We start from the raw sequence: 21,633 nt of genomic DNA on the forward strand, positions 1-21,633 counted from the left end.
ACTATTATGTTTCGTCAAACACATATTCGGCTAACGTTGTTAAACTCCTTAGTATTTATTATCTTGATTAGCATTCTTGGAAGCACTATTTATTTCTATACTCAGAATAGGCTCTATAAGGATGTGAACCAAACGTTAATGGAATCGGTTGATTTTTTCAAAAACCAAGGTCAGCCAGGTCAATGGAAAGATGCAGAAGGACCAAGACATAGGTTTATTGGAAAAGACCCAAGAATCTTAACTCTGATATGGGATGAGCAAAATCAGCTTCTGGCAGAACAAAATCGTGATTTTGGTATTTTAACGGATCATCAAAAGCTCATTCAACCAAAGATATTAGATACATTACAGGATGTAAAGGTGGAAGATTTTTCATTTCGCTATATCGCCTTTAAAGTAAGATTTCCTCAAGTTGGAGAAATAACGGTCCAATTAATCCGTAATGTAAATTCTGAAAAGGAATTATTAGACAGACTACTATTAATTATTCTGCTAGGGTGTGGTCTAGGAGTAATTTGCGCAGTTGCTTCTGGTTTTTTCTTGGCGGGAAGAGCTTTAGTGCCGATTAAAAACGCCTGGCAAAAGCAGCAGGAGTTTGTTTCAGATGCTTCACACGAACTAAGAACGCCTTTAGCCGTTATACAAGCAAAAACAGATTTACTTTTTCGAACCCCAGGAGCGACTGTACAAGATAAAATTCTCGATATTTCGACGATTTCCAAAGAATCAAGGCGGCTGTCTAAACTAGTAACAAATTTACTAACTCTTGCGAGATCGGATTCCGATCAAATTGAAATGAAAAAGTCTGATTTCTTATTAGACGAGCTTCTAAGGGAAATTATACAGCAATATGATGAAATTGCTTTTTATCAAGAAAAGTCACTAAGCCTAGAAGCTGCTGAATCTGTTCATTTTTTTGCCGATAAAGAGAGAATACATCAGCTAATCGTTATTTTATTGGACAATGCCATGAAGTATACACACGAAGGCGGAGAGATCTTGCTTTCGTGCAGGCAAAGTCACACTTCGCTTTTCTTACAAGTCAAGGATAACGGGATTGGTATTCCTGAAAAGGATATACCGAAAATCTTTGATCGTTTTTATCAAAGTGATAAGTCAAGAACCGCCGCAGAAGGAACCGGACTAGGATTATCAATCGCTAAATGGATTATTGATAAACACTACGGTAAAACAAAAGTTCAAAGTACCCAAGGCAAAGGGACTTCAATTGAAATTATTTTTCCTAAGGCCCAAAGAAGTTAAATTTTGGGCTATTTTTTTTTAAGAAAATCTTAAGGATTGCCCTTCATAATATGTTCAATTGGTACAAGCACATTTTCGTGCAGTGCCGAGCGAAAATGGAAGAAACAGCATGATGATAACATAGAGGTTTCTTAATCAGAGGAACATGAAAATTACGGTTATCTTAAGCATTAAAGGGTAAAGTAAGTCCAAATTTCACTATTTTATTATGATAGTATATAGAAACAGCAAATACTTATACCTTAACGATTACAAGACAACAAAATGAAAATAATCTATTGCAAAATATTAAACTATCTGCGGGAGCACTCACGCCGGCATTTTCTTCTGCAATAACTGATTATACTGTTCAAGTAACAAATGATGTTAATGCCATCATGGTTACCCCTACATCAATTGATAAGACAGCAACCATCGAAGTGAATGGAACTTTAGTCAAGGGGGCAGGTATTTCCGTAAAACTCGCGGATGGAAAAACAGACATAGTCATTGCCGTTACAGCAGAAAATGGTGATAAGAGAACTTATACAATACATGTAACCAAAGCTGCAGCCACAAGTTTGGCACCCAACAATTCATCAAATAATAATAATTCATCGCGGAATAACAGTAATATTTCTTTCCAGCCAACTAGTCTGCAGCAAAACTCAGCTCCAGAGCAAAAAACAAGTAAGGCAACACTTTCTTCCCTAACAGTTTCTGAGGGTACTTGGGACGGCACTTTTAGTAAAGATAAATTTACCTACCATATAGCAGTTTCAAAGGAAGCAAAAACGATCACCATTAGTCCAACCGCAAGCTACAATGCCTCCACAATAACAATTAATGGTGAAAGCAGCAAAACCATTCAGTTAGAAGATGATCCTAAAACGATTATTCCCATTGTAGTAACCTATGATGATGGTGACCGTAAAACATATGTCCTTGTGTTTGATAAGATGGAATAAAAAAAACAAACCTGCCTTCGCTGACAACGGGCGGGTTCTCTTCTGGGGGACAAAATAGTAAATTAGCTTATTAAATCGCGACCTATTCAAAATAGCGGATAGGCATTCTTTATTGAAATAGAGCCATTTGTTTAGAAAATCTGATAAAAATAGCACCAATATTAGCATAAATTTAACATTGTACAATAGCCATTGTACATTAGATATGAAGTGCAATTTTAATAGCTATAGGTGTGGCCATTTTCCCTAAATAAAGATATTTTATATCTAAGATAAATAAATAATGGTAAAATTATCTAAAGGAGTGAGGGTAGAAAATGTCCGAAAAAAATCAAACAAACAATAATTCAGTAATTTCTTTAACTGTCGGTATCTTATCTTTATTTATTCCTTTTATAGGTGTAATCTTAGGCATTATTGGAATTGTATTTTCAAGAAAAGCTGTAAAGCAAATTGATAAGACAAATGAAAATGGTAGAGGATTAGCAACCGCAGGTTTAATTTGTAGTATAGTTGGCATTATTCTTCAGGTATTTATGGTATTGGGGTACGTTGCCTTTTTCTCTATAACTTCTTCAGGAACCGTTATTAGTGGCTAATTTATAACTACTAAAAAGAGACATTTTGTACTGCACCCCAAAAGTTAGAGTGAAATCTGACTTTTGGGGTGTTTTTTTTATGGCTAAATATAGTGATGAATATAAACTATTGTCCCCCTAAAGAGAACCCGTTACCTTCGCTCACAGGTTTGTTTTTTATTTATTCCACGATGACGGTACCCTTAAACATTTTCATACCACAGCTAAAGGTGTATTCTCCCGTTTTGTCAGGTGTGAATGATAGATTGGTGGTTCCGGTCTTCAAATTTATGTTATTTACATGAAAATCCGGAATCATAAAGGTGGATAAACAGCTATTGTTTTCAAGCGGATTTTCAATTTCAAGTTCAACTGGTACCCCTTTTTTCACCCGAATGACGTTTGGTGTGTAGCCTTTTTCCGTTACAAGCATCTTCACTTTAGGTGTGCTTTCTTTGGTAACATCAAGTTCTGTTTTCTTAACGGTCTGATTATTTGAAGCTTGTGTTTGCAGGGGTTCATTTTCCCCAGGGATTTCCACCATATCGCTGCTATACATAAATAAAAATAATGAAATGAGCACCACCCCACCTGCAATAATCGCAAAAGGGGATAGCTCCTGCGTGTTGATTGAAAATTTACTGTTTGTGGCAACTTTAATATATACAATGACAAACCCGATAATAACAATATAAAAACCTAATAAAATACCAAGTAAAATTGTAGGGTTAATGAATTGCAGGAAAACTCCAAGAATAGCGCCATTAATGCCACCCATTAAGCCGGAAATAGCCCCCATGAGGATGGCTAATAGTCCCACCGGGTGCCCGGCCAAGAAACCAACGACGAAACCAATAATCATACTGACACCAACGACAAGAAATGTTTCACCAGAGGTAATTCCGATCATACTGCCGGATAGCAAGCCCGTAATAACGGCAATAACCATGCTAATCATCATTCCCGGGGTGTTAGTCAATTTGTTTTTATGACGGTAAACAAGATAAATAGAATAGCCTGTGCCAATGGCAACAAAAACAGCTGAAATAATCGAAAAAATGCTCATGATTCGTCTCCTCTTATGTGGTGGCCTTTAGAAATAAACAACATAAGAGTATTATAAATGCAAATTACTGCCTTGAAGGTATAAGGGATATGAACGTTTTATGAATATTGGGTAAGAAGGGGAGGATTGGGGAAATTATTCTTCTTTTTCTTTATCGAGTGTATTTTTGAAAATACGTTTAAGTGCTTCATTTTGCATCCGAATGTATTCAAGTAAAAATTCCTTTTCTTCTTCCTCTATATCGAGACCGTCTTTGTCCTCCTTTTGCACGCAAATCACCTCACTTTTTCTTTTACATGCATTTTAACCCATATAATAATTTGTTTAAAGTAGCATGAAAGAAAAATATTCCACCATAGGAATTGACATTTGCGAGTGGTACGGATATAATTTTGAAAAAATACTATTGAAACAATGACGGGGATTAGTAAAGTGAAATGGTCTTATCAAGAGAGGAAACCAATGGTGCGAGGTTTCTTAAGACAGTCATTTGAACCTGCCTCTGAGTTCTGTATCGGATGCACTTGAAGATACATGCGGATAAACTCCGTTACCATGGAAAGAGTATAAAGCACTTGCTTTATGAAGTTAGGGTGGTACCGCCAGGCCTTGGTCCCTTTTGAGGATTGAGGTCTTTTTGCATTTAAAAATATTAATGAGGTGTCAAAAATGGCTAAGGAATTTGTAAAAGATGTAACCAGTATGGACGAGGATTTCGCCCAGTGGTATACAGATGTTGTGACGAAAGCAGATTTAATTGACTATTCAAGCGTACGCGGATCGATGATTATTCGACCATATGGCTATGCGCTTTGGGATAATATTAAAAATGAATTAGACAATCGGATTAAGGAAACAGGGCATGAAAATGTTTATATGCCGTTGTTTATTCCAGAAAGCCTGCTTCAAAAAGAGAAGGATCACGTCGAAGGATTTGCCCCTGAAGTGGCATGGGTAACCCATGGCGGTTCTGAACCATTGGCTGAGCGGCTGGTTGTGCGCCCGACATCCGAGGTGCTATTCTGCGAACATTATAGTAAAATCATTCATTCTCACAGAGATTTACCAAAGCTATATAACCAATGGGCCAATGTTGTCCGTTGGGAAAAAACAACCCGTCCATTCCTACGTACATTAGAGTTTTTATGGCAGGAAGGACACACTGCTCATGCGACTGATAAAGACGCGATGGAAGAAACGATCAAGATGCTGAATGTATATGCCGAACTTTGTGAAACCGTTCTTGCGATTCCTGTAGTAAAAGGACAAAAAACAGAGAAGGAAAAATTCGCTGGTGCAAAAGCTACTTTTACAATTGAAAGCTTGATGCATGATGGGAAAGCACTACAATCTGGTACTTCCCACCATTTTGGTACTGGATTTGCCGAAGCTTTCGGTATACAATACACAGACAAAGAAGGAAAGCTGCAATATGTGCATCAAACATCATGGGGCTTCACAACAAGGATTATTGGTGCATTGATCATGGTGCACGGCGATGACCGCGGACTAGTCATTCCGCCAAATGCCGCACCAAAACAAGTCATGATTGTACCGATTGCGCAGCATAAAGAGGGCGTTCTTGATTTTGCTTATGAGTTGAAAAAATCACTTGGTTCGGTCGCACGGGTTGATATCGATGCCAGCGATAAAAAGCCAGGCTGGAAATTCAATGAGTACGAAATGAAGGGGATTCCAGTTCGTCTTGAAGTTGGGCCAAAAGACATTGAGAAAAAGCAAGTTGTTTTAGTAAGACGGGATACATTAGAAAAGGTCATTGTTCCTTTGGATGAGTTAGAAATGAAGCTCGTTGAATTACTGGATGACATTCAATCCAATTTATACAACAAGGCACTTAAGCATCGCGAAGAAAGAACAACGGTTGCCTTAACCCTTCCTGAATTAAAGGAATCCCTTGAAGCAAAACCAGGCTTCATCAAAGCCATGTGGTGCGGAGAATTAGCCTGTGAGGAGAAAATCAAGGAAGATGCAGGAGCAACATCACGTTGTATCCCATTTGAACAAGAAAATCTGGCCGAAAACTGCGTTTGTTGCGGAAAAGAAGCAAAACAGATGGTTTATTGGGCAAAAGCTTATTAAAATTAGGTAATGGAGAGGCTCTTCCTTTATGGGAGGGTCTTTTTTTCGGAAAAAAGTATCATGAATAGTCCTTTTTGAAGAAAAATATCTCCTATAAGCGAATATATGCTTTCAATGAGCGGATTTTGGTGTTCAATGAGCGAATATAGGCATTTTATTAGCGAATTTTACCTTTCAATGAGCGAATCTCAATTACTTGATAAATTATATTTTTAAAAAAAGGAATCCCATCAATTCTAGCGAATAGTAAATAATCAGATAGGAGGAACTGAAAAATGAAACCAATCCTAATAGATTTTCCAGATGAATTCCACACTGAAAGATTATTAATCCGAAAGCCAATGCCTGGTGACGGAAAAGCCGTGCATCAAGCAATGCTAGCCTCCTTAAATGAACTGAAACCTTGGATGCCGTGGGCACATATAGGGCAAACAGAAGAAGATGTCGAGGTAAACATAAGGGAGGCCTATGCGAAGTTTTTCACGCGCGAGGATTTACGCCTTCATATTTTTCATAAAGAATCAGGCGAATTTATTGCATCTTCGGGCTTACATAGAATAAACTGGGACATCCCTAAATTTGAAATCGGATATTGGGTTGATACCCGGTATAGTGGAAAAGGGTATATTACTGAAGCAGCAGAGGCAATCATAAATTTTGCCTTTACCAATTTGAATGCAAAACGTGTCGAGATTCGTTGTGATGCTAAGAATGTCCGAAGTCGGGCTATTCCTGAAAAGTTAGGATTTACGTTAGAGGGTATTTTACTTAATGATGGATTATCAGGGGATGGGAAAGAAGTAAGAGATACATGTGTTTTCGCTAAAATCCTGAAATGAGGAAAAGAAAAACTCGACCTCATTAGTCGAGTTTTTCAAAGTATATACCTTTTTAAATAGAATTTAGTAATTGCTAAATACTCACGGGTGTAGGATTTTATTACCGCTTTCAAGGGCGTCTTTGCAGGGAGCCCCTGCACATCTAAACCTTGATCGCGGGCTATTGAGAGAGCACGGTACAGATGAAACGTATTTGTCACCACAAGCCCAGACTTTGCCTCCCGGGGGATAAGCTTTTTTGAAAAATGAATATTTTCATAGGTATCAGTTGAACGATCTTCCAACATAATCATAGATTCATTAATTCCTTGTTTTACAAGTTCCCGCTTGATGGATTCCGCTTCGGAGATTTCTTCACCGGATCCTTTGCCCCCGGAAGCAATAATGATGGTATCCTGATTTTCCAAAGCATATTTCGCGGCTGCATTAATTCTGCTGGCAAATGCAAGTGTGGGAACGGTACCTTTTACTCTTGCCCCAAGCACAATTAAATAATCAGCGTTCTTAGGTGTATCTACGTTACTAGACTGGCTAATTTTATATTGCAGAAAGCCGGCATAGATTAGACCTAAAATCACGAGAATCCGAAATATTGATCCTATTCTTTTCTTTTTCTTCATCCATTCCAATCCGTTTCCTAAAGTCATTATTTAAATAGTACCATAAAATGACAGTCTATAATATAAAAAAGTGCAGGTAATACCATTCACCTTTTCAATGTTATTCACATACCCACGAAAGCCCCAGTGTTCCAACCCCAGTATGCACGCCGGCGACTGTTATGAGCATTAATTTTTCGGTTTCAATAGCAGGAAATGAATCGTTTACCTGTTTTTCAAGCAGCTCTGCCTTTTCTATATCATTTGCATGGACGATGGCCACTTTCTGAACTAATTTGGTTTCAATATCTTCCTTTAGTTTATTGATCAGCCAAGCAAAAGCCTTCTTTTCGGTGCGAACTTTGTCCTTTATTTTTGCAGCACCTTCTTCAATCGATAAAATAGGTTTGATATTAAAGAGAGACGCTAATATTTTTTGACCGCCTGAAACCCGACCGCTTTTATGGAGCTGATCTAGATTTGAGGGAACCAAAAAAAGCCGAGTGTGCTCACGTAATGCATTTAATTGTGCTACCACTTCATCGACATTAACCCCTAATTCTACTAATTCTATCCCTTTTTTTATCAAATGCGAAAGAGGGTATGAACCGGTTTGTGAATCTATCGCAAACAATTTAAACTCTTCCATGCCTGCTGCCATAACCGACGATTGATAGGTACCAGTCAATAAACTTGAGGCATGGATGGCAATCCCGCAGTCATAGTCTTTCTTTAATTTGCTATATAGCTCAACAAAATCATTAATCGATGGTTGAGAGGTTTGAAATTTGCCTTCCTCATTTTTCATTCGTTCATAAAATTCTTTATCCGAAATATCAATAGTCTCTTTATAAAATTCATCATTAATCACAACGTGCAGTGGAATAACATGAATATGATGTTGTTCAATAAACTCTTTGCTTAGAGAAGCGGTCGTGTCAGTAATCCACGCAATCTTTGGTTTGTTCATCTAATCCTCTTCCTCCAGTGGTTATTTCTAACTAGAATAACCATATAAAAATGGATACCAACTGACTAGTTACATTTGTCATGTTCAAAAGTGAACAATTTGTGAAATTGCTATCAATAAATAATGCAAATATAGTTATGTGTGATTTATATCACTTAATCTGTGTGCGGCATTTCATATACTTAACACTATGTTCATAGTGAAAACACAAATAAGGAGTGTATATAACATGCTAGATCAGAAAACAATTGAGATCATTAAATCAACTGTACCAGTATTAGAACAACACGGTGAAACCATTACAACTCGCTTTTATCAATTAATGTTCGGAAATCATCCTGAATTATTAAATATCTTTAATCATGCTAATCAAAAACAGGGGAGACAGCAAAAAGCACTTGCAGGTACGGTATACGCTGCAGCAATGTATATTGACAATCTTGAAGCCATCCTTCCTGTCGTAACACAAATTGCCCATAAACATAGAAGCCTTGGAATAAAGCCTGAGCATTATCCAATTGTTGGCAAGCATCTATTATTAGCGATTAAGGATGTATTAGGAGATGCCGCAACGGACGAAATTATCAATGCCTGGGCCGAAGCTTATAACGTCATTGCCGATGCCTTCATCAGTGTAGAGGCAGAAATGTATGAGGAAGCAGAGAACCAAGCAGGCGGTTGGGATGGCTTCCGCAGCTTTATGGTTGATCGAAAGGTAGTCGAAAGTGATGTAATAACCTCTTTTTATTTAAAACCGGAAGATCAGAAAGGAATTGCAGGCTTTATCCCTGGTCAGTATATTAGTATAAAACTAGAAATAGAGGGAGAAGAGTTTACACATATTCGCCAATACAGTCTTTCAGATGCACCTGGAAAAGATTATTATCGTATTAGTGTGAAGCGTGAGGCAGGAACCGCAAATCCTGACGGAAGGGTGTCCAATTACCTGCATAATGATGTAAATGAAGGGGACATTCTAAAAATTAGTGCACCTGCTGGTGATTTTGTGCTTGATACAGAAAAAACAACCCCTGTTGTGCTGCTAAGTGGTGGTGTTGGTTTAACACCAATGATGAGTATGTTAAAAACAGTTGTTAAAATGCAGCAAGGACGTAAGGTAACGTTTGTTCATGCAGCCGCTAATAGTAATGTACATGCCCTAAGAGACGAAGTGGAAGAATTAGCAGCGCTTGACCACGTAAATTCATTTATTTTTTATGATGCACCAACAGAAGAAGATCGGTTGAACAATCGCTTTGATGTGGAGGGCTATATCACTCGTGATTGGTTAAAGAGCAATATTTCCATAGAGGATGCAGACTTTTATTTTTGCGGGCCGGTTCCATTTATGAAAGCAATAAACCGTTCGCTTAAAGATTTAGGAGTTTTTGAAGAAAGAATTCATTTCGAATTCTTTGGCCCAAAAGGGGATTTAGAAGAATAGATAAGGAGAAAGCCGATTTCCAATTAAATTTGGGAACCGGCTTTATTTTATTTGAAATAAAGGTTTTTAAGAGAGAAAAGGTAGATTTAATGAGCATTGTAATATTTAATTCGAAATGTCGGCATTGAAAGTTTGAATCATCTCACAACTATGATTAAATAATAGAAAAGGCCAGAAAGGATGTCTTTCATGAATAAAAATGTCATACGTTCGATTACTGCTATAGCGGTATTATTTTGTCTTCTCTGGCTGATTGGGCTTGGCTGGGCGGTCGGGGAGTATTATGCCGGTAAACCGGAAAAAGTTCCGGAGACCACCACCGTTAACAAAAAGGTGGAAAACAAAAAGGGGTTAACCATTGTGGCATTAGGTGATTCCCTCACACGGGGCACTGGTGATGAAACGGGAAAAGGCTATGTGGGAGTCCTGATGGATGAAATAAAAGAAAAGTCTAAGCGTCCCGTTCAGCTTACCAACTTAGGCATTAACGGTCAAAGATCCGACCAGCTGCGTAAACAGGTTCAACAAACCGAAATAGGAAGGCAAATTCAAAAAGCGGATATGGTATTGGTGACGATAGGCGGGAATGATTTGTTCCGCGGTGGTCAAGGATTAGCCGATTTTAAAACCGAAGACATTGTCTCGATTGAAAAGAAATACCTTGATAACTTAAAATTTACTTTTGAACAAATACGCAAAAATAACAAAAAAGCAAATGTATTTTTTATAGGATTGTATAATCCATTTATTGAATTAGATCAAGGGAAAGAAATGTCCAAAGTGATACGCCAATGGAATTATGACAGCGCAGAAGTAAGTGCCGTCTATCCTAAAATCGTGTTTGTACCAACGTTTGACTTGTTTGAGCTAAAGGTAAACGACTATCTGTATTCTGACAAGTTTCACCCAAATTCAAAAGGGTACCGGTTAATTGCTGAACGAGTAGCCTCATTGCTCACCTGGTAAGGAGTGTTATTGATGGAGAAAAAAATTACGTTATCGGTTAAAGATGTAAAAAAAGTGATTGGGAAAAGAGAAATTATCAAGGGGCTAACCTTCGATTTGCGTGAAGGGGAAGTGTTTGGCTTTTTGGGACCGAATGGTGCCGGGAAAACAACAACCATCCGTATGCTAGTCGGTTTGATTAAACCGACATCGGGAAGTGTCCACATTTGCGGTTATAGTATTGAAGATCAATTTCAGGATGCGGTAAGTAATCTTGGCTGTATCGTTGAAAATCCGGAACTATATCCATACCTGTCGGGCTACAATAATTTGCTTCACTTTGCCCGGATGCTTGATCGTATCGGGGATAATCGGATTGAAGAAGTCGTCGAGCTTGTTGGATTAACGGAAAGAATTCATGATAAAGTAAAAACCTATTCTCTTGGGATGCGGCAGCGTCTTGGGATTGCCCAGGCACTTTTAGGGGAACCCAAAGTATTAATTCTCGATGAACCAACAAATGGATTGGATCCGGCAGGGATACGTGAAATGCGGCAATTTATTCGGTTTCTAGCGGAACAGGAAGGGCTGAGTGTCCTTGTCTCCAGCCATTTATTGAGTGAAATTCAATTGCTTTGTGACCGGGTGGCAATCATTTCAAAAGGGACAATCATTCGCGTTGACACCGTCCAGCATCTGTTAGCTAATCGCGAAAGGGTAGTTTGGCACATTACCCCTTTTGCTAAGGGAAAACAAGTTTTAGAAAGTTTAACCGCCATTGAGGCAAAAGAAGACGGTACGATTCTAACAGAATTTGATGAGACGAAAATACCGGAATGGAATAAACAGCTTGTTGAAGCGGGGGTAGCGGTAACTGAAATGAATCGAAAAATGCCGGTGCTGGAAGATTTATTCCTCGAACTCACGGGGGGTGACAGCATTGAATAAACTGATCCAAAATGAAATGATGAAGTTGATTGCCAAAAAGCGGCTGATTGTTATTGCGCTCATTATTGGTGTTCTTGTCATATTATTTACATATGCACAATATAAACAAGTCCAAACTCAGCGGGAAAAAATTGGGACAAGTGATTGGCGCACGATCTTACAGCAGCAAATTGTGGATACGACAAACCGTTTAAGCAGCAGCAGAATATCTGATGAGTGGAAAAAACAATTGCAAATAACCTTGCAGCAGGAACAATATTATTTGGATCATGATATTAATCCGTCAGAGCCCGGTGCACCGACGTTTATGAGAATTTTTTTGGAAAACTCAATCGATCTTTTTATCCCATTAATGGTGATGGTCATCGCCAGCGATTTAGTTTCCTCTGAACACAGTTTAGGTTCGATCAAACTGTTATTGACAAGACCGGTGAAGAGGTGGAGGGTGCTATTAAGTAAATATTTCACCCTTTGTTTAGCGGTATCCTTAATTATTGCCATTGCCGGCATCCTTTCCTATCTCATTTCGGGTGTAGTCTTCGGTTATAAAGGCTGGGGGGCACCCATTTTGACCGGCTTTAATGTCACGGATGCTGGGTTAAATACGTCAGAGGTTAAACTTTTAAGCCTTTGGAAGTTTTTGTTGATGGATTTTGGCTTAGTTTGGTTTGTTGCTATCGTGGTCGGAACCTTATCGTTCATGCTTTCTGTTTTAATCCGCAGCACGGCAGCGGGCATGGGTGTCATGCTCGCAGCCTTAATCTCAGGAGCAATCTTAAATAATATGGTATCTTCTTGGCAATCGGCCAAATACTTTTTTATGGTGAATTTACGGTTAACGGACTATATGAAGGGTACAGCACCGCCCATTGAGGGAATGAATCTCACCTTCTCGATGCTGGTTTTATTGGTTTGGTGGGCTGTTGCTTTATTCGTTTCATTTATCGTCTTTACTAAGAAAGATGTTTATTAATGATAAGTAATCCCTGTTACGGTGGGGATTGCTTTTTTTTGTTAAAAAAATTGCCGGGGCATTAAAAATTTTATAAAATAAAGTGTGAAAATACAGAAAACTGGGGGAGTCTATATGTCATTTGTAATAAAAAAGATTGATCATGTTCAGCTTGCAGCACCCAAGAGCTGTGAAGACACAGCAAGAGAATTTTTTGCCGGAGTCCTCGGCTTAATAGAAGTGGAAAAGCCCGAAGAATTAAAAAAACGCGGCGGAGTGTGGTTTGAGTTTGGAACGTTTCAACTTCATATTGGCGTGGAGGAACCATTTTCACCAGCCAAAAAGGCACATCCGGGTTTCGTTGTAGAGAATATTGAAGAATTAATAACGGTTCTTAGGAAAAAGAATGTTGCCTATACCACGGACAATAATCTTCCAGGAGCAAGTAGAATTCATGTCCATGATCCGTTTGGAAATCGTCTTGAATTTTTAGAATGGATTTAACACGAGCATAAAACCAGCCCCATTCTAAATAATTGGGATGGGGCTGATCGCCTTAAAGTTGGGGGATTTAAGGCATGGTGTATTCGGGATTATTCTAATCAATTGGCTGCAAGGGGAGGGAAAACCCTGCAGCCAGGAAAGTTTATACTATTTTGTGATGTTTACTGTTTCACCATTTCATTTACCTGTTCACGGCTTACACCAAAGTGCTGTTTGATAATTAATGATGGTCCGCCCAGATTAAACAAGTAACGAGCCTCAATAACTTGTTTCATAAAGGCTCCAAACATCCCTGATAGGCGGAAATTACCTACTTTACCCACGGCGGCCATGAGACCGATGGATGCCACAGATCCTTTGTGGTGATATTCAAACGTTTTTAAAGATTCACCTCTTATGGATGCAACGATGTTTTTCGCACAAACAGGTGCTTGCTGCAATGCCACTTGTGCAGTCGGGGGCAAAGCATTCTTTTCATCTTTCATGAATAATGAACAGTCTCCGATACTGAAGATGTTTTTCGAATTTTTAACGCGAAGGTAGGAATCAACCGGAATTTTGCCTTTTTCAATCGGCAGTCCCCATTTGTGAACAATCGTATTTCCTTTAACGCCACAAGACCAGATTAATGTTCTTGTTGGAATTTCGAGGTTATTTTCAAGTAAAACCTTCTCAGGTGTACATTCCAGTATTTTGGTAGCGGTGATAACCTCAATATTCCGCTTTTCTAAAACCTCTTGTGTGTATTCAATCGATTGCTTAGGGAAAAATGGAATGACAGATGGTGCTGCTTCAATGCCGATAATTCTTATTTTTTCAAATGGTATATCGTGTTCTTTGCAAAGTTTTGGCAGACCATCAGCTAATTCGCCGAGCATTTCGATTCCAGTAAATCCTCCACCAGCTACAACAAAAGTTAACCGGGAAGGGTCATAATCCTGTTTATATAGGTTAAATTGTTTAACGATTTGATGGTAAATAATTTTTGTACTTCTAAAGCTGCGAATCTTAAAAGCATTTTCTTTTACACCTGGAATGCCAAAGGTTTCTACTTCAAATCCAAGGGCAATTAATAAATAGTCATAAGTAACGGTTTCACCGCCCTCTAAGTGGACACCTTGGGAATGGATATCAACTGAGGATACAGCTGCTTTGAGAAACCGTGTTTTTGCAGGATTGATTAGTTCAGGTATAGACATGGCAATTTGACGATCTGCGGCAGTTCCCACTCCTGTCTTATGAAGTTGTGTTGTTAGGTAATGATAGTCGTGTTTATTGATGAGTGTAACATCTGCTTCCCCGGATTTTAATAATTTTTCTAAACTTTTACTAGTAATGATTCCTCCATATCCCGCACCTAGGATGACGATTTTTGGCTTTGTCATAGTTCCCCACTCCTAATACTATTTTTATGTAATGTTTGTGATATATTTCACAATTAAGTGCGAAAAAAATGAGCTATTGCTCCATAACTTTATGTGAAATATTTCACATTATCTTTATATTTTTAGGATACGATAAACTAGTAAATTCCTCAAGAGCTTTTTAACTAAATTTTTGTCGAATTGGTAAATTTTTTTTGACATTCAGGGAATGATAAATTAGTGATTTAATTTCTAGGAAGAATGGAAGGCGATAGTTATGAAGCTTAAATTGTTATGTTTATCAATGGCATTGGTTTTCTCCATACCAAATTTTGCTGCAGCACATGAATCTACCCCGGTGGATCATGAGGAAAAACCTTGTAATTGCCAAGAAGGCCAACACCGCCACTTGATGCATAAAGACTGGCAGGCAATGATGAAGGAGAGAGAGGAGAAGCTGCTTTCATGGGTTGACCAATATACTCCGGAAAAAAAGGGAGAATGGACCAAAGTCCTTAAGGAAAAGAAAACGCTACGGAAGCAGTGGATGAGCCCAGAAAATGCTGCAAAACGGGAGCAATGGAAAAAAGAGAAAATGAAGAATATGGAAAATCTTAAGAAACAATTGGATGAAGGAAAGATCACGAAGCAAGAATTTATGGAAAAGGCGCATCATGGTAAAAAGATGGGACATTGGAAGATGTTCCATGATCTGCGACTTGCTGTTGATAAAAAGGATGATAAGCAGGTGACAGTTCTCCTAAATCAACTCTTAGTTCAAATGAAAGAGCATAATCAATTATTAAAAGATAAATTGAAAAAGTAATAATTACTGAGAAAAAGTTAATCCCAAATGGGGATTGACTTTTTTCTTTATGTAATAAGGAAATATTTTAGGCTGCTAAAATCCGATTTCTAAGGGAATATTTAAAAGGTAGGAAAGTCTTAGGAGGGTGATTATAATGGACAAAAAGAAATTAATGATGACCACAATTGGAATCGGTGCAGCCTATTTATTAAGGAATGGAAAATCACGAAAAAAATTAATGAACCAATTTCAAGCATTTGCCGAAAAGTCCAAAAGGTAATCAAAAAGCATCCCCTGAACTTTTGTCGTCCGGGAGGATGCTTTCTTTTAGCTTATTTTTTTAGGTCAATTTGGTCTTTTTTAACTTCTTTGATATCTTCTGTTATTTCAGCTTTTATATCGTCAGCAATTCCCTCTGTTGCTTTTTTAAATTCACGGATTGACTTTCCAAAAGCGCGTCCAATTTCGGGGAGCTTATTTGGCCCAAAAATGACTAAGGCAACAGTAAGAATTAAAATTAATCCCGGAACACCAATATTTGAAAACATTTTTCTCAACTCCCAAAACGAATAATATAATCAAGTATAGTATAACTTGTAATTTACCATTATGAAAGCCGTTCAAGCTATCGTGCTAGAACGACCTCAGTTTCAATTTTTTTACCCTCATAAAAGTCCTTGATAACTTTATCGGCATAGACCCAGCCTTTCCAGCCAATATGAATCGTATCCTTCATGAAATATGGGTCATATTCATGAGTGGAAAAATCAGCAATTTGAAAGCCTTCGGACTCAATTTGTTTCTTAATCCGTTCATAATACGCGGTACGCCCTTCTTTTGGAAACCCTGTGTAATCGTACCATTTTCCGTTTACAGGAATGGAAATAAACAATGGCTCTGCTCCAGACTCTTTTAAAAGGTCAAGTACCAGTTGGAAATCATGATATTCAGGGGATTCCCCGTAAGATGCACCTACTTTATTATCCTTTAAGGAAGGAACTAATTTTTGAATTTTCATATATTGATTATTACTCACAAAAAAGCGATTATTCGTTGATCTTCTTTCACCGAAATGGTCTGCTTGAACCGCTAATTCATCCCAGGTTTTATGCCTAACCTTGGGGCTAATATCCCGCTTACGAGGAACCCCGCCTGCCAATGAATAATAAAGATCCTTTTTTATCAATAATTCACGGTAAACGAACGCCATTGGGCGAACCAATGCACACTCTCTTTTAGTCCATGTATTATTCGTAATCTCTGCTTTATACATGACGGAAAGAAATGGGTCGTTTTGAACGGGTGAAAATTTCAGCAGCCGTTCCATAGCCTTTTTCTTAAGCTGAGGATCAATTTTGTTGTTAAAAGCCAAATCATATCCTTGAAGGGAAGAATAATTAGGAACAAAATGGGATTCATCCGTTCCTTTTGGTTGAAACCATTGCGGTGATATGACGAAAACAATTTTCTTTCCTTGCAGTTGTCCAGTGTGCTCAGAAAAATTTAAAAAATGAATGAGAGATTCCGTCCCGCCCCGGCCAATTAAAAAAGGGGTAAAATCTGCTCCTGTTTCTTTAAAATAATTGGCCGGGTGGAAACGGTCAAGTCTGGCAAGTTCCGAAGACCCATAGATTGGCAAATATTGATTGTCTTCAAGCATTTTTTGCTGAACATACTTTCCTTGAAACATAAAAGGATTTAATTCTGTTGCAGCCTGAGAGATTCTTGATTTTGGAATCATCTTCTCAATCCATTGATTTGGCATTACAACCAACATAACCAAAACGAGAAAGGCTAAAATAATGGGTGAGAATAATGCTTTTTTCATTGCATATCAGCCAATTGAAGGGCTATTTTATTTGGTGTATTCCATGTTTCACGATCGAATTCGGTAATCGGAACAAGGATTCCAAAACGTTCTTCTACTTGAACAAGTAATTCAACGGTTCCGAATGAATCCATTAACCCGGCATCAAATAAATCAATATCCGGATTTTCCTTTACGACATCGTCTTGGCAAATTTCTGCTAATAAAGTGATAACCTCATTTTTGAAATCCATTATAATCAAACTCCTTTATGAAATAATTGTCCTGAGAAAATATAAAAGCCAAAGCAAATCACATGAAAGGTAATGATAATCGCCACTACATGTGTAAGCTTATTTTGCGGCCACCATTTGCGCTTTTTATTAAATCGCTCAAATGAATTGTAAGCGATCATTAATAAGGCATGGTACACCCCATAAATGATATATTGTATTTCAAGTCCGTGCCATACCCCCATAAGCAAAAACAGTAATATATAACCGAGGTTTGAAAGAAGGTTACGGTTTTTTATCCACTTCTTCTTGGTCATCCAAAAGACAAATCGCATGTACACATAGTCTCTGAACCAAAAGGATAGGCTCATGTGCCAGCGGTTCCAGAAGTCTTTTATATTCCTGCTAAGGAAGGGCTTATTAAAGTTTTCCGGAGATTTGATTCCCATAATATAACTAACACCAATCGCAAAAGCACTATAACCGGCAAAATCAAAAAACAGATAAAGGCTGTAGGCGTACATATAATAGAGATGGTGTTCAAAATGGCTATGGGCAATAAATCGTAGGTTCGCGATAAAATAATGATTGATTGAATAGCCGATAATATATTTATATAAAAAGCCGCGAAAAATTTTGTTAATCCCATCGTAAAGTAGTAATTTGTATTGTTCGCCCGAAATCTCCAGTTCAAAATCTTTATTAAAGCGTCGGTAACGATCGATAGGTCCCGATGAAATGGTCGGAAAAAATAAAATGAAATAAAGTAATCGGGATAGCGGCAGGTTTTTTTTGATCAGCCCATCACGTGTCTCTATGATTAATTGTGTACCCTTAAATGTTAAATATGAAATACCAAGGAAGCCAATTACGTTTACAACTGATAAAAACGGCAGCAGCTTTGAAAGAATTAGCGGTAGAATCGAAAGAATGACTGCCAAATAAAAAATCGTGTTTGCATTGCTTTTTTTTCGATAGGTGATGTAGGCCTTTATTAACACCACTTGCCAAATCGTAAAGATAATTAGGGCAATCGCTTGGGTAAGAGATGAAGCGAAGATTATCCCAAGTGCAACGATCGACACAACCATGTTGTAAGTATGAAATCTTTTTCCTTGTAAACCGAGTATGACCGTTGGTGCAAGAAGAACGGCAAGGATGAGAAAGAAACTAAAAGAACCATAAGGTGTCATTGTACTACCATTTCCTTACACTTTTTTCGATCCATTTTTCCATTTGGTGTCAGTGGTAGCTCCTGATAATAAGAGAACTTTCTTGGAATCATATAAGCAGGCATGACTTCACTGAGTTCTTTTTTAATAGCAGTTGTTAATTGATATTCCTTTTCAAAATTATGGGTTTCAGGAATAATCGCCGCCAATAAATAGTCAATTTTGTCTTGTTGATAGATCGGAATGACTGCGGCGGATTTTACGAATTTACAATTGGCCATATGGTATTCAATTTCTTCTAATTCCATTCGGTAACCATGAAGTTTGATCTGAAAATCCATCCTGCCTTTGTAAAAAATCAAGCCATCTTGATCGACGTAGGCGGCATCACCAGTACGATAGGCCTGTTCACCTTCATATTGAAAAAATGACTTTTCCGTCAGCTCTTGTTGTCCTAAATAGCCTTTACTCACACTAGGGCCAACAATTATCATTTCACCTTTTTCAGCTGGGCGGACTGCCACACCATATTCATCAACAATAAAAATCCTGGTATCTCCTTTTGGTTTTCCAATTGGGAGATTCTGGTGTGTTTCGAGTATTTCAGCCGTTACTTCAACGGAAGTGACCGCTACGGTTGCTTCTGTTGGCCCATAGGTGTTGAAGATTCTTGCCTTTGGAAAGCGATCCCTTAATTGTCGGCAAATCTCAACCGGCAAGATTTCCCCGCAAAATAAAAATACGCTGAGCTCCGGCAGCAGTTCTTCTGTAAATGATGGATCCATTAAACACATTTGTACGAATGAAGGGGTGGAAGTCCATACCTGGGACTTAGATATTGCTAATGCTTCAAATAATAGTTTTGGCCTTGCAATCATTTCTTTTGTAATCGAAAAAATGGTACCGCCACTAGCAAGCGCCGGATAAAGATCCATAACGGATAAATCAAACGAGTATGGTGCCTGATTTAAAAAACGAAGCCCACCAGCGATTGGGAAATCCGCTATCATCCAATCCACAAAACTTTGCAGGTTATTTGCAGAAATCTGAACACCTTTTGGATTACCAGTACTTCCTGAGGTATAAATAATGTAAAAGTTTTCTTCTCCAAAAACCCAATTTGACGGGTCAATAGGGATACCTAAAATTTGTTCAGCTTGAATTTTATCAATTGTAACCATTGAAACTGCAACATTGTCCAACATTAATTCTTGATTAGAGGCATTGATCATCATTTCTGCTTGTGAACTAGCGATAATTTTTAGTACTCTATCAGTTGGTATCGAAGTATCTACAGGAATATAAGGAAGTCCTGCTTTAATACAGCCCAAAAAGGAGCTTATCATTGAAGCATTCATGTGACCGTAAACTAATACAGGTTTTTCCATGTTTTGTTTTAATAGAAATGCAGCAACTTGTTCCGATTGTCGCCATAGCTCACCATAAGTCATTTCTTCCGTGGGAGAGATATATGCTAATGTATCTGGGTGTATATGTGAAAAGTCTTTAATGGCGTTTAGCATTTTCATATTACGTACCTCCCTTTAAAAATCGTTGTAAATGTAGGAGCCTGCACTTGCATCGTTAAATCCGTACATAAAAAATAACAAAAGGAGAATGAGCAAATAGTATGCAAACCTTCCCAACCACCTTAACTTTTGGTTGGCAAAGAAAACTAGTAATCTTTCAAACATTGGTCTTGCCCCCAAACCATATTTTAACAGATATTAATGCCGTTTGCTTCCCTATACTGAGACTTTCTTATCATAATGTGCTTTAAGGTTAGTTGCAATATAATAATCATTAAAAAATCATTAGAAATTTTTAATGAAATTTTGAAGAAAAAGACCGTTGGGGCTACCCAAAGGTCCTTTGTTCTTATAACTTATTGGACTAAATCTGACTGAAGATAATGATACAAAAGCTTTGCCGTGTGTTCGATTGACGATTGGTGTGTACGCTCAAAGGCATGCGATGAATCAATCCCTGGTCCGATGAGTCCATGAACAATATCGTGTCCTGAACGGATGGCGGCCGAGGCATCTGACCCATAAAAGGGATAAATGTCTAATTTATAGTCAATTTTATTTTCTTCAGCAATTCGTACTAAATTTTTACGCAGCCCATAATGGTAGGGGCCGCTTGCATCCTTTACACAGATGGAAACCGTATATTCATCAGTGGACTGTCCGTCACCCATTGCACCCATATCGACAGCTAGGTATTCAACAGTTTCAGGTGTAATATTAGAGTTGCCTCCATAGCCAATTTCCTCATTATTCGAAATTAAGAAATGGGTTGTATAGGGCAATGTAAGGTTTTCGGTTTTCACTTGCTTGATCAATTGCAGGAGGATGGCAACTGATGCCTTATCATCCAAATGGCGCGATTTAATATATCCGCTTGTAGTCATTTCCACCCTTGGATCGAATGAAATAAAATCACCAACCTCGATACCCAGCGCCCTGACTTCTTCTGCATTATGTACTTTTTCATCGATCCGAACCTCGATATTTTCCTGATTTCGCTCAGCTTTACCAGCATCCTTATAAACATGAACGGAGGTCTGATGCATAAGAATGGTTCCGGTATATTTCTTTCCGATGCTTGTTTCAATTTGGCAGTATTCTCCCTCAATAGAGTTGAATTTAAAACCGCCAATTAAGTCAATCTTCAATCTTCCGTTTGCTTTTACCTCTTTTACCATCGCTCCGAGCGTATCGACATGCGCCGTAAGCATGCGATGTTTACTTGAATCATTTCCGTCAATTGTCGCAATTAGGCCGCCTTTACGGTTTCTGTATGTTTTGATTTGTAATTCGGCAAGGAATTTTTCGACAAAGGTGATGACTTCATTTGTATTTCCTGATGGGCTTGGAATTGAAACTAAGTCTCGGATTAATTTCATTGTTTCTGCTACATGTGTATGATTACCCACTGTAAGTACCCCTTTCTAAATTTTATTTCCTTACTATTATACTAAAAATTGAAAACGCCATGTAATTTATCGAATTTTGGTCAACTTTTTATGAATCCTTGCATAGGTTAATTGTGTTTATTATTTCTCTGTATGGATAAACAAGGAGTAAATTGG

At 38.1% G+C, this 21,633-nt stretch carries 24 protein-coding genes and 1 other annotated feature; of the genes, 12 read left to right on the top strand and 12 right to left on the bottom strand.

Annotated elements, in window-relative coordinates:
- The first annotated feature begins 6 nt into the window (after positions 1 to 6).
- From BABA_RS04700 to BABA_RS04710, 3 genes are all read left to right on the top strand, one after another.
- Complete coding sequence (locus tag BABA_RS04700) at positions 7 to 1,263, top strand: sensor histidine kinase (protein WP_007083988.1); 1,257 nt, start codon at positions 7 to 9, stop codon at positions 1,261 to 1,263.
- 278 nt (positions 1,264 to 1,541) lie between these two features.
- Positions 1,542 to 2,210, top strand: a complete 669-nt coding sequence (locus tag BABA_RS04705; protein ID WP_007083989.1) for a cadherin-like beta sandwich domain-containing protein — start codon at positions 1,542 to 1,544, stop codon at positions 2,208 to 2,210.
- A gap of 317 nt (positions 2,211 to 2,527) precedes the next feature.
- On the top strand, positions 2,528 to 2,809 hold the full coding sequence (locus BABA_RS04710) for a DUF4190 domain-containing protein (protein WP_007083990.1): 282 nt from the start codon (positions 2,528 to 2,530) through the stop codon (positions 2,807 to 2,809).
- 160 nt (positions 2,810 to 2,969) lie between these two features.
- On the opposite strand, the gene BABA_RS04715 is transcribed toward BABA_RS04710, so the two are convergent.
- A complete protein-coding gene (locus BABA_RS04715) occupies positions 2,970 to 3,854 on the bottom strand; it encodes a cupredoxin domain-containing protein (protein WP_007083991.1) in 885 nt (294 codons plus the stop codon).
- A gap of 135 nt (positions 3,855 to 3,989) precedes the next feature.
- Positions 3,990 to 4,124: a hypothetical protein gene (locus BABA_RS28260; protein ID WP_268870142.1), complete on the bottom strand. Its 135-nt coding sequence runs from the start codon at positions 4,122 to 4,124 to the stop codon at positions 3,990 to 3,992.
- Positions 4,125 to 4,259: 135 nt separating this feature from the next.
- Positions 4,260 to 4,475: a binding site (T-box leader), on the top strand.
- 39 nt (positions 4,476 to 4,514) lie between these two features.
- On the opposite strand from BABA_RS28260, the gene proS reads away from it, so the two are divergent.
- Positions 4,515 to 5,954 (top strand): proline--tRNA ligase, encoded by a 1,440-nt coding sequence (gene proS / locus BABA_RS04720; RefSeq protein ID WP_040345192.1) that lies wholly within the window; start codon positions 4,515 to 4,517, stop codon positions 5,952 to 5,954.
- Positions 5,955 to 6,229: 275 nt separating this feature from the next.
- Positions 6,230 to 6,793: a GNAT family N-acetyltransferase gene (locus tag BABA_RS04725; RefSeq protein ID WP_007083993.1), complete on the top strand. Its 564-nt coding sequence runs from the start codon at positions 6,230 to 6,232 to the stop codon at positions 6,791 to 6,793.
- Between the two features lie 35 nt (positions 6,794 to 6,828).
- Here BABA_RS04725 and BABA_RS04730 read toward each other — a convergent pair whose 3' ends face one another.
- On the bottom strand, positions 6,829 to 7,413 hold the full coding sequence (locus BABA_RS04730) for a YdcF family protein (protein ID WP_040345282.1): 585 nt from the start codon (positions 7,411 to 7,413) through the stop codon (positions 6,829 to 6,831).
- A 100-nt stretch (positions 7,414 to 7,513) separates the two neighbouring features.
- Entirely contained in the window at positions 7,514 to 8,362 is an 849-nt protein-coding gene (locus BABA_RS04735; RefSeq protein WP_007083995.1) for a DegV family protein, read from the bottom strand.
- A 229-nt stretch (positions 8,363 to 8,591) separates the two neighbouring features.
- On the opposite strand from BABA_RS04735, the gene hmpA reads away from it, so the two are divergent.
- The 5 genes from hmpA to BABA_RS04760 all read left to right on the top strand — a co-directional run bounded on the left by hmpA (position 8,592) and on the right by BABA_RS04760 (position 13,155).
- Positions 8,592 to 9,806, top strand: a complete 1,215-nt coding sequence (hmpA, locus tag BABA_RS04740; RefSeq protein WP_007083996.1) for an NO-inducible flavohemoprotein — start codon at positions 8,592 to 8,594, stop codon at positions 9,804 to 9,806.
- 189 nt (positions 9,807 to 9,995) lie between these two features.
- Positions 9,996 to 10,772, top strand: coding sequence for an SGNH/GDSL hydrolase family protein (locus tag BABA_RS04745; protein WP_007083997.1), 777 nt, complete (start codon positions 9,996 to 9,998; stop codon positions 10,770 to 10,772).
- Positions 10,773 to 10,784: 12 nt separating this feature from the next.
- Complete coding sequence (locus BABA_RS04750; RefSeq protein WP_007083998.1) at positions 10,785 to 11,699, top strand: ABC transporter ATP-binding protein; 915 nt, start codon at positions 10,785 to 10,787, stop codon at positions 11,697 to 11,699.
- Positions 11,692 to 12,672: an ABC transporter permease subunit gene (locus BABA_RS04755; RefSeq protein ID WP_007083999.1), complete on the top strand. Its 981-nt coding sequence runs from the start codon at positions 11,692 to 11,694 to the stop codon at positions 12,670 to 12,672. Before BABA_RS04750 ends, BABA_RS04755 begins: the two co-directional genes overlap by 8 nt.
- A 114-nt stretch (positions 12,673 to 12,786) precedes the next feature.
- Positions 12,787 to 13,155: a VOC family protein gene (locus BABA_RS04760; protein WP_007084000.1), complete on the top strand. Its 369-nt coding sequence runs from the start codon at positions 12,787 to 12,789 to the stop codon at positions 13,153 to 13,155.
- A gap of 161 nt (positions 13,156 to 13,316) precedes the next feature.
- Here the strand turns inward: BABA_RS04760 and BABA_RS04765 are convergent, their stop codons facing one another.
- Positions 13,317 to 14,540, bottom strand: a complete 1,224-nt coding sequence (locus BABA_RS04765; RefSeq protein WP_007084001.1) for an NAD(P)/FAD-dependent oxidoreductase — start codon at positions 14,538 to 14,540, stop codon at positions 13,317 to 13,319.
- A 256-nt stretch (positions 14,541 to 14,796) separates the two neighbouring features.
- Here BABA_RS04765 and BABA_RS04770 point away from each other — a divergent pair, with 256 nt between their 5' ends.
- Together BABA_RS04770 and BABA_RS28265 are read left to right on the top strand one after the other, a co-directional pair.
- Positions 14,797 to 15,345 (top strand): hypothetical protein, encoded by a 549-nt coding sequence (locus tag BABA_RS04770; RefSeq protein WP_007084002.1) that lies wholly within the window; start codon positions 14,797 to 14,799, stop codon positions 15,343 to 15,345.
- A gap of 136 nt (positions 15,346 to 15,481) precedes the next feature.
- The gene (locus tag BABA_RS28265) at positions 15,482 to 15,607 is read left to right on the top strand and encodes a hypothetical protein (protein ID WP_007084003.1); all 126 of its coding nucleotides are present in this window, start codon (positions 15,482 to 15,484) and stop codon (positions 15,605 to 15,607) included.
- 52 nt (positions 15,608 to 15,659) lie between these two features.
- Here the strand turns inward: BABA_RS28265 and BABA_RS04775 are convergent, their stop codons facing one another.
- The 7 genes from BABA_RS04775 to BABA_RS04805 form a co-directional block, all read right to left on the bottom strand.
- The gene (locus BABA_RS04775) at positions 15,660 to 15,875 is read right to left on the bottom strand and encodes a twin-arginine translocase TatA/TatE family subunit (protein ID WP_007084004.1); all 216 of its coding nucleotides are present in this window, start codon (positions 15,873 to 15,875) and stop codon (positions 15,660 to 15,662) included.
- A 77-nt stretch (positions 15,876 to 15,952) separates the two neighbouring features.
- Positions 15,953 to 17,155 (bottom strand): D-alanyl-lipoteichoic acid biosynthesis protein DltD, encoded by a 1,203-nt coding sequence (gene dltD, locus BABA_RS04780; protein WP_007084005.1) that lies wholly within the window; start codon positions 17,153 to 17,155, stop codon positions 15,953 to 15,955.
- Positions 17,152 to 17,388: a D-alanine--poly(phosphoribitol) ligase subunit 2 gene (gene dltC, locus BABA_RS04785; protein WP_007084006.1), complete on the bottom strand. Its 237-nt coding sequence runs from the start codon at positions 17,386 to 17,388 to the stop codon at positions 17,152 to 17,154. The genes dltD and dltC overlap by 4 nt, the downstream gene beginning before the upstream one ends.
- Before the next feature lie 5 nt (positions 17,389 to 17,393).
- The gene (dltB, locus tag BABA_RS04790) at positions 17,394 to 18,560 is read right to left on the bottom strand and encodes a D-alanyl-lipoteichoic acid biosynthesis protein DltB (protein WP_007084007.1); all 1,167 of its coding nucleotides are present in this window, start codon (positions 18,558 to 18,560) and stop codon (positions 17,394 to 17,396) included.
- Positions 18,557 to 20,068 (bottom strand): D-alanine--poly(phosphoribitol) ligase subunit DltA, encoded by a 1,512-nt coding sequence (dltA, locus tag BABA_RS04795; protein WP_007084008.1) that lies wholly within the window; start codon positions 20,066 to 20,068, stop codon positions 18,557 to 18,559. Before dltA ends, dltB begins: the two co-directional genes overlap by 4 nt.
- A 15-nt stretch (positions 20,069 to 20,083) precedes the next feature.
- On the bottom strand, positions 20,084 to 20,233 hold the full coding sequence (gene dltX, locus BABA_RS04800) for a teichoic acid D-Ala incorporation-associated protein DltX (protein WP_007084009.1): 150 nt from the start codon (positions 20,231 to 20,233) through the stop codon (positions 20,084 to 20,086).
- Between the two features lie 191 nt (positions 20,234 to 20,424).
- Positions 20,425 to 21,447 carry a M42 family metallopeptidase gene (locus BABA_RS04805; RefSeq protein ID WP_040345285.1) on the bottom strand — a complete coding sequence of 341 codons (1,023 nt, stop codon included), beginning with the start codon at positions 21,445 to 21,447 and terminating at the stop codon, positions 20,425 to 20,427.
- Positions 21,448 to 21,633 lie beyond the last annotated feature (186 nt).

It is taken from the genome of Neobacillus bataviensis LMG 21833 (genome assembly GCF_000307875.1).
GTDB lineage: Bacteria > Bacillota > Bacilli > Bacillales > Cytobacillaceae > Neobacillus > Neobacillus bataviensis.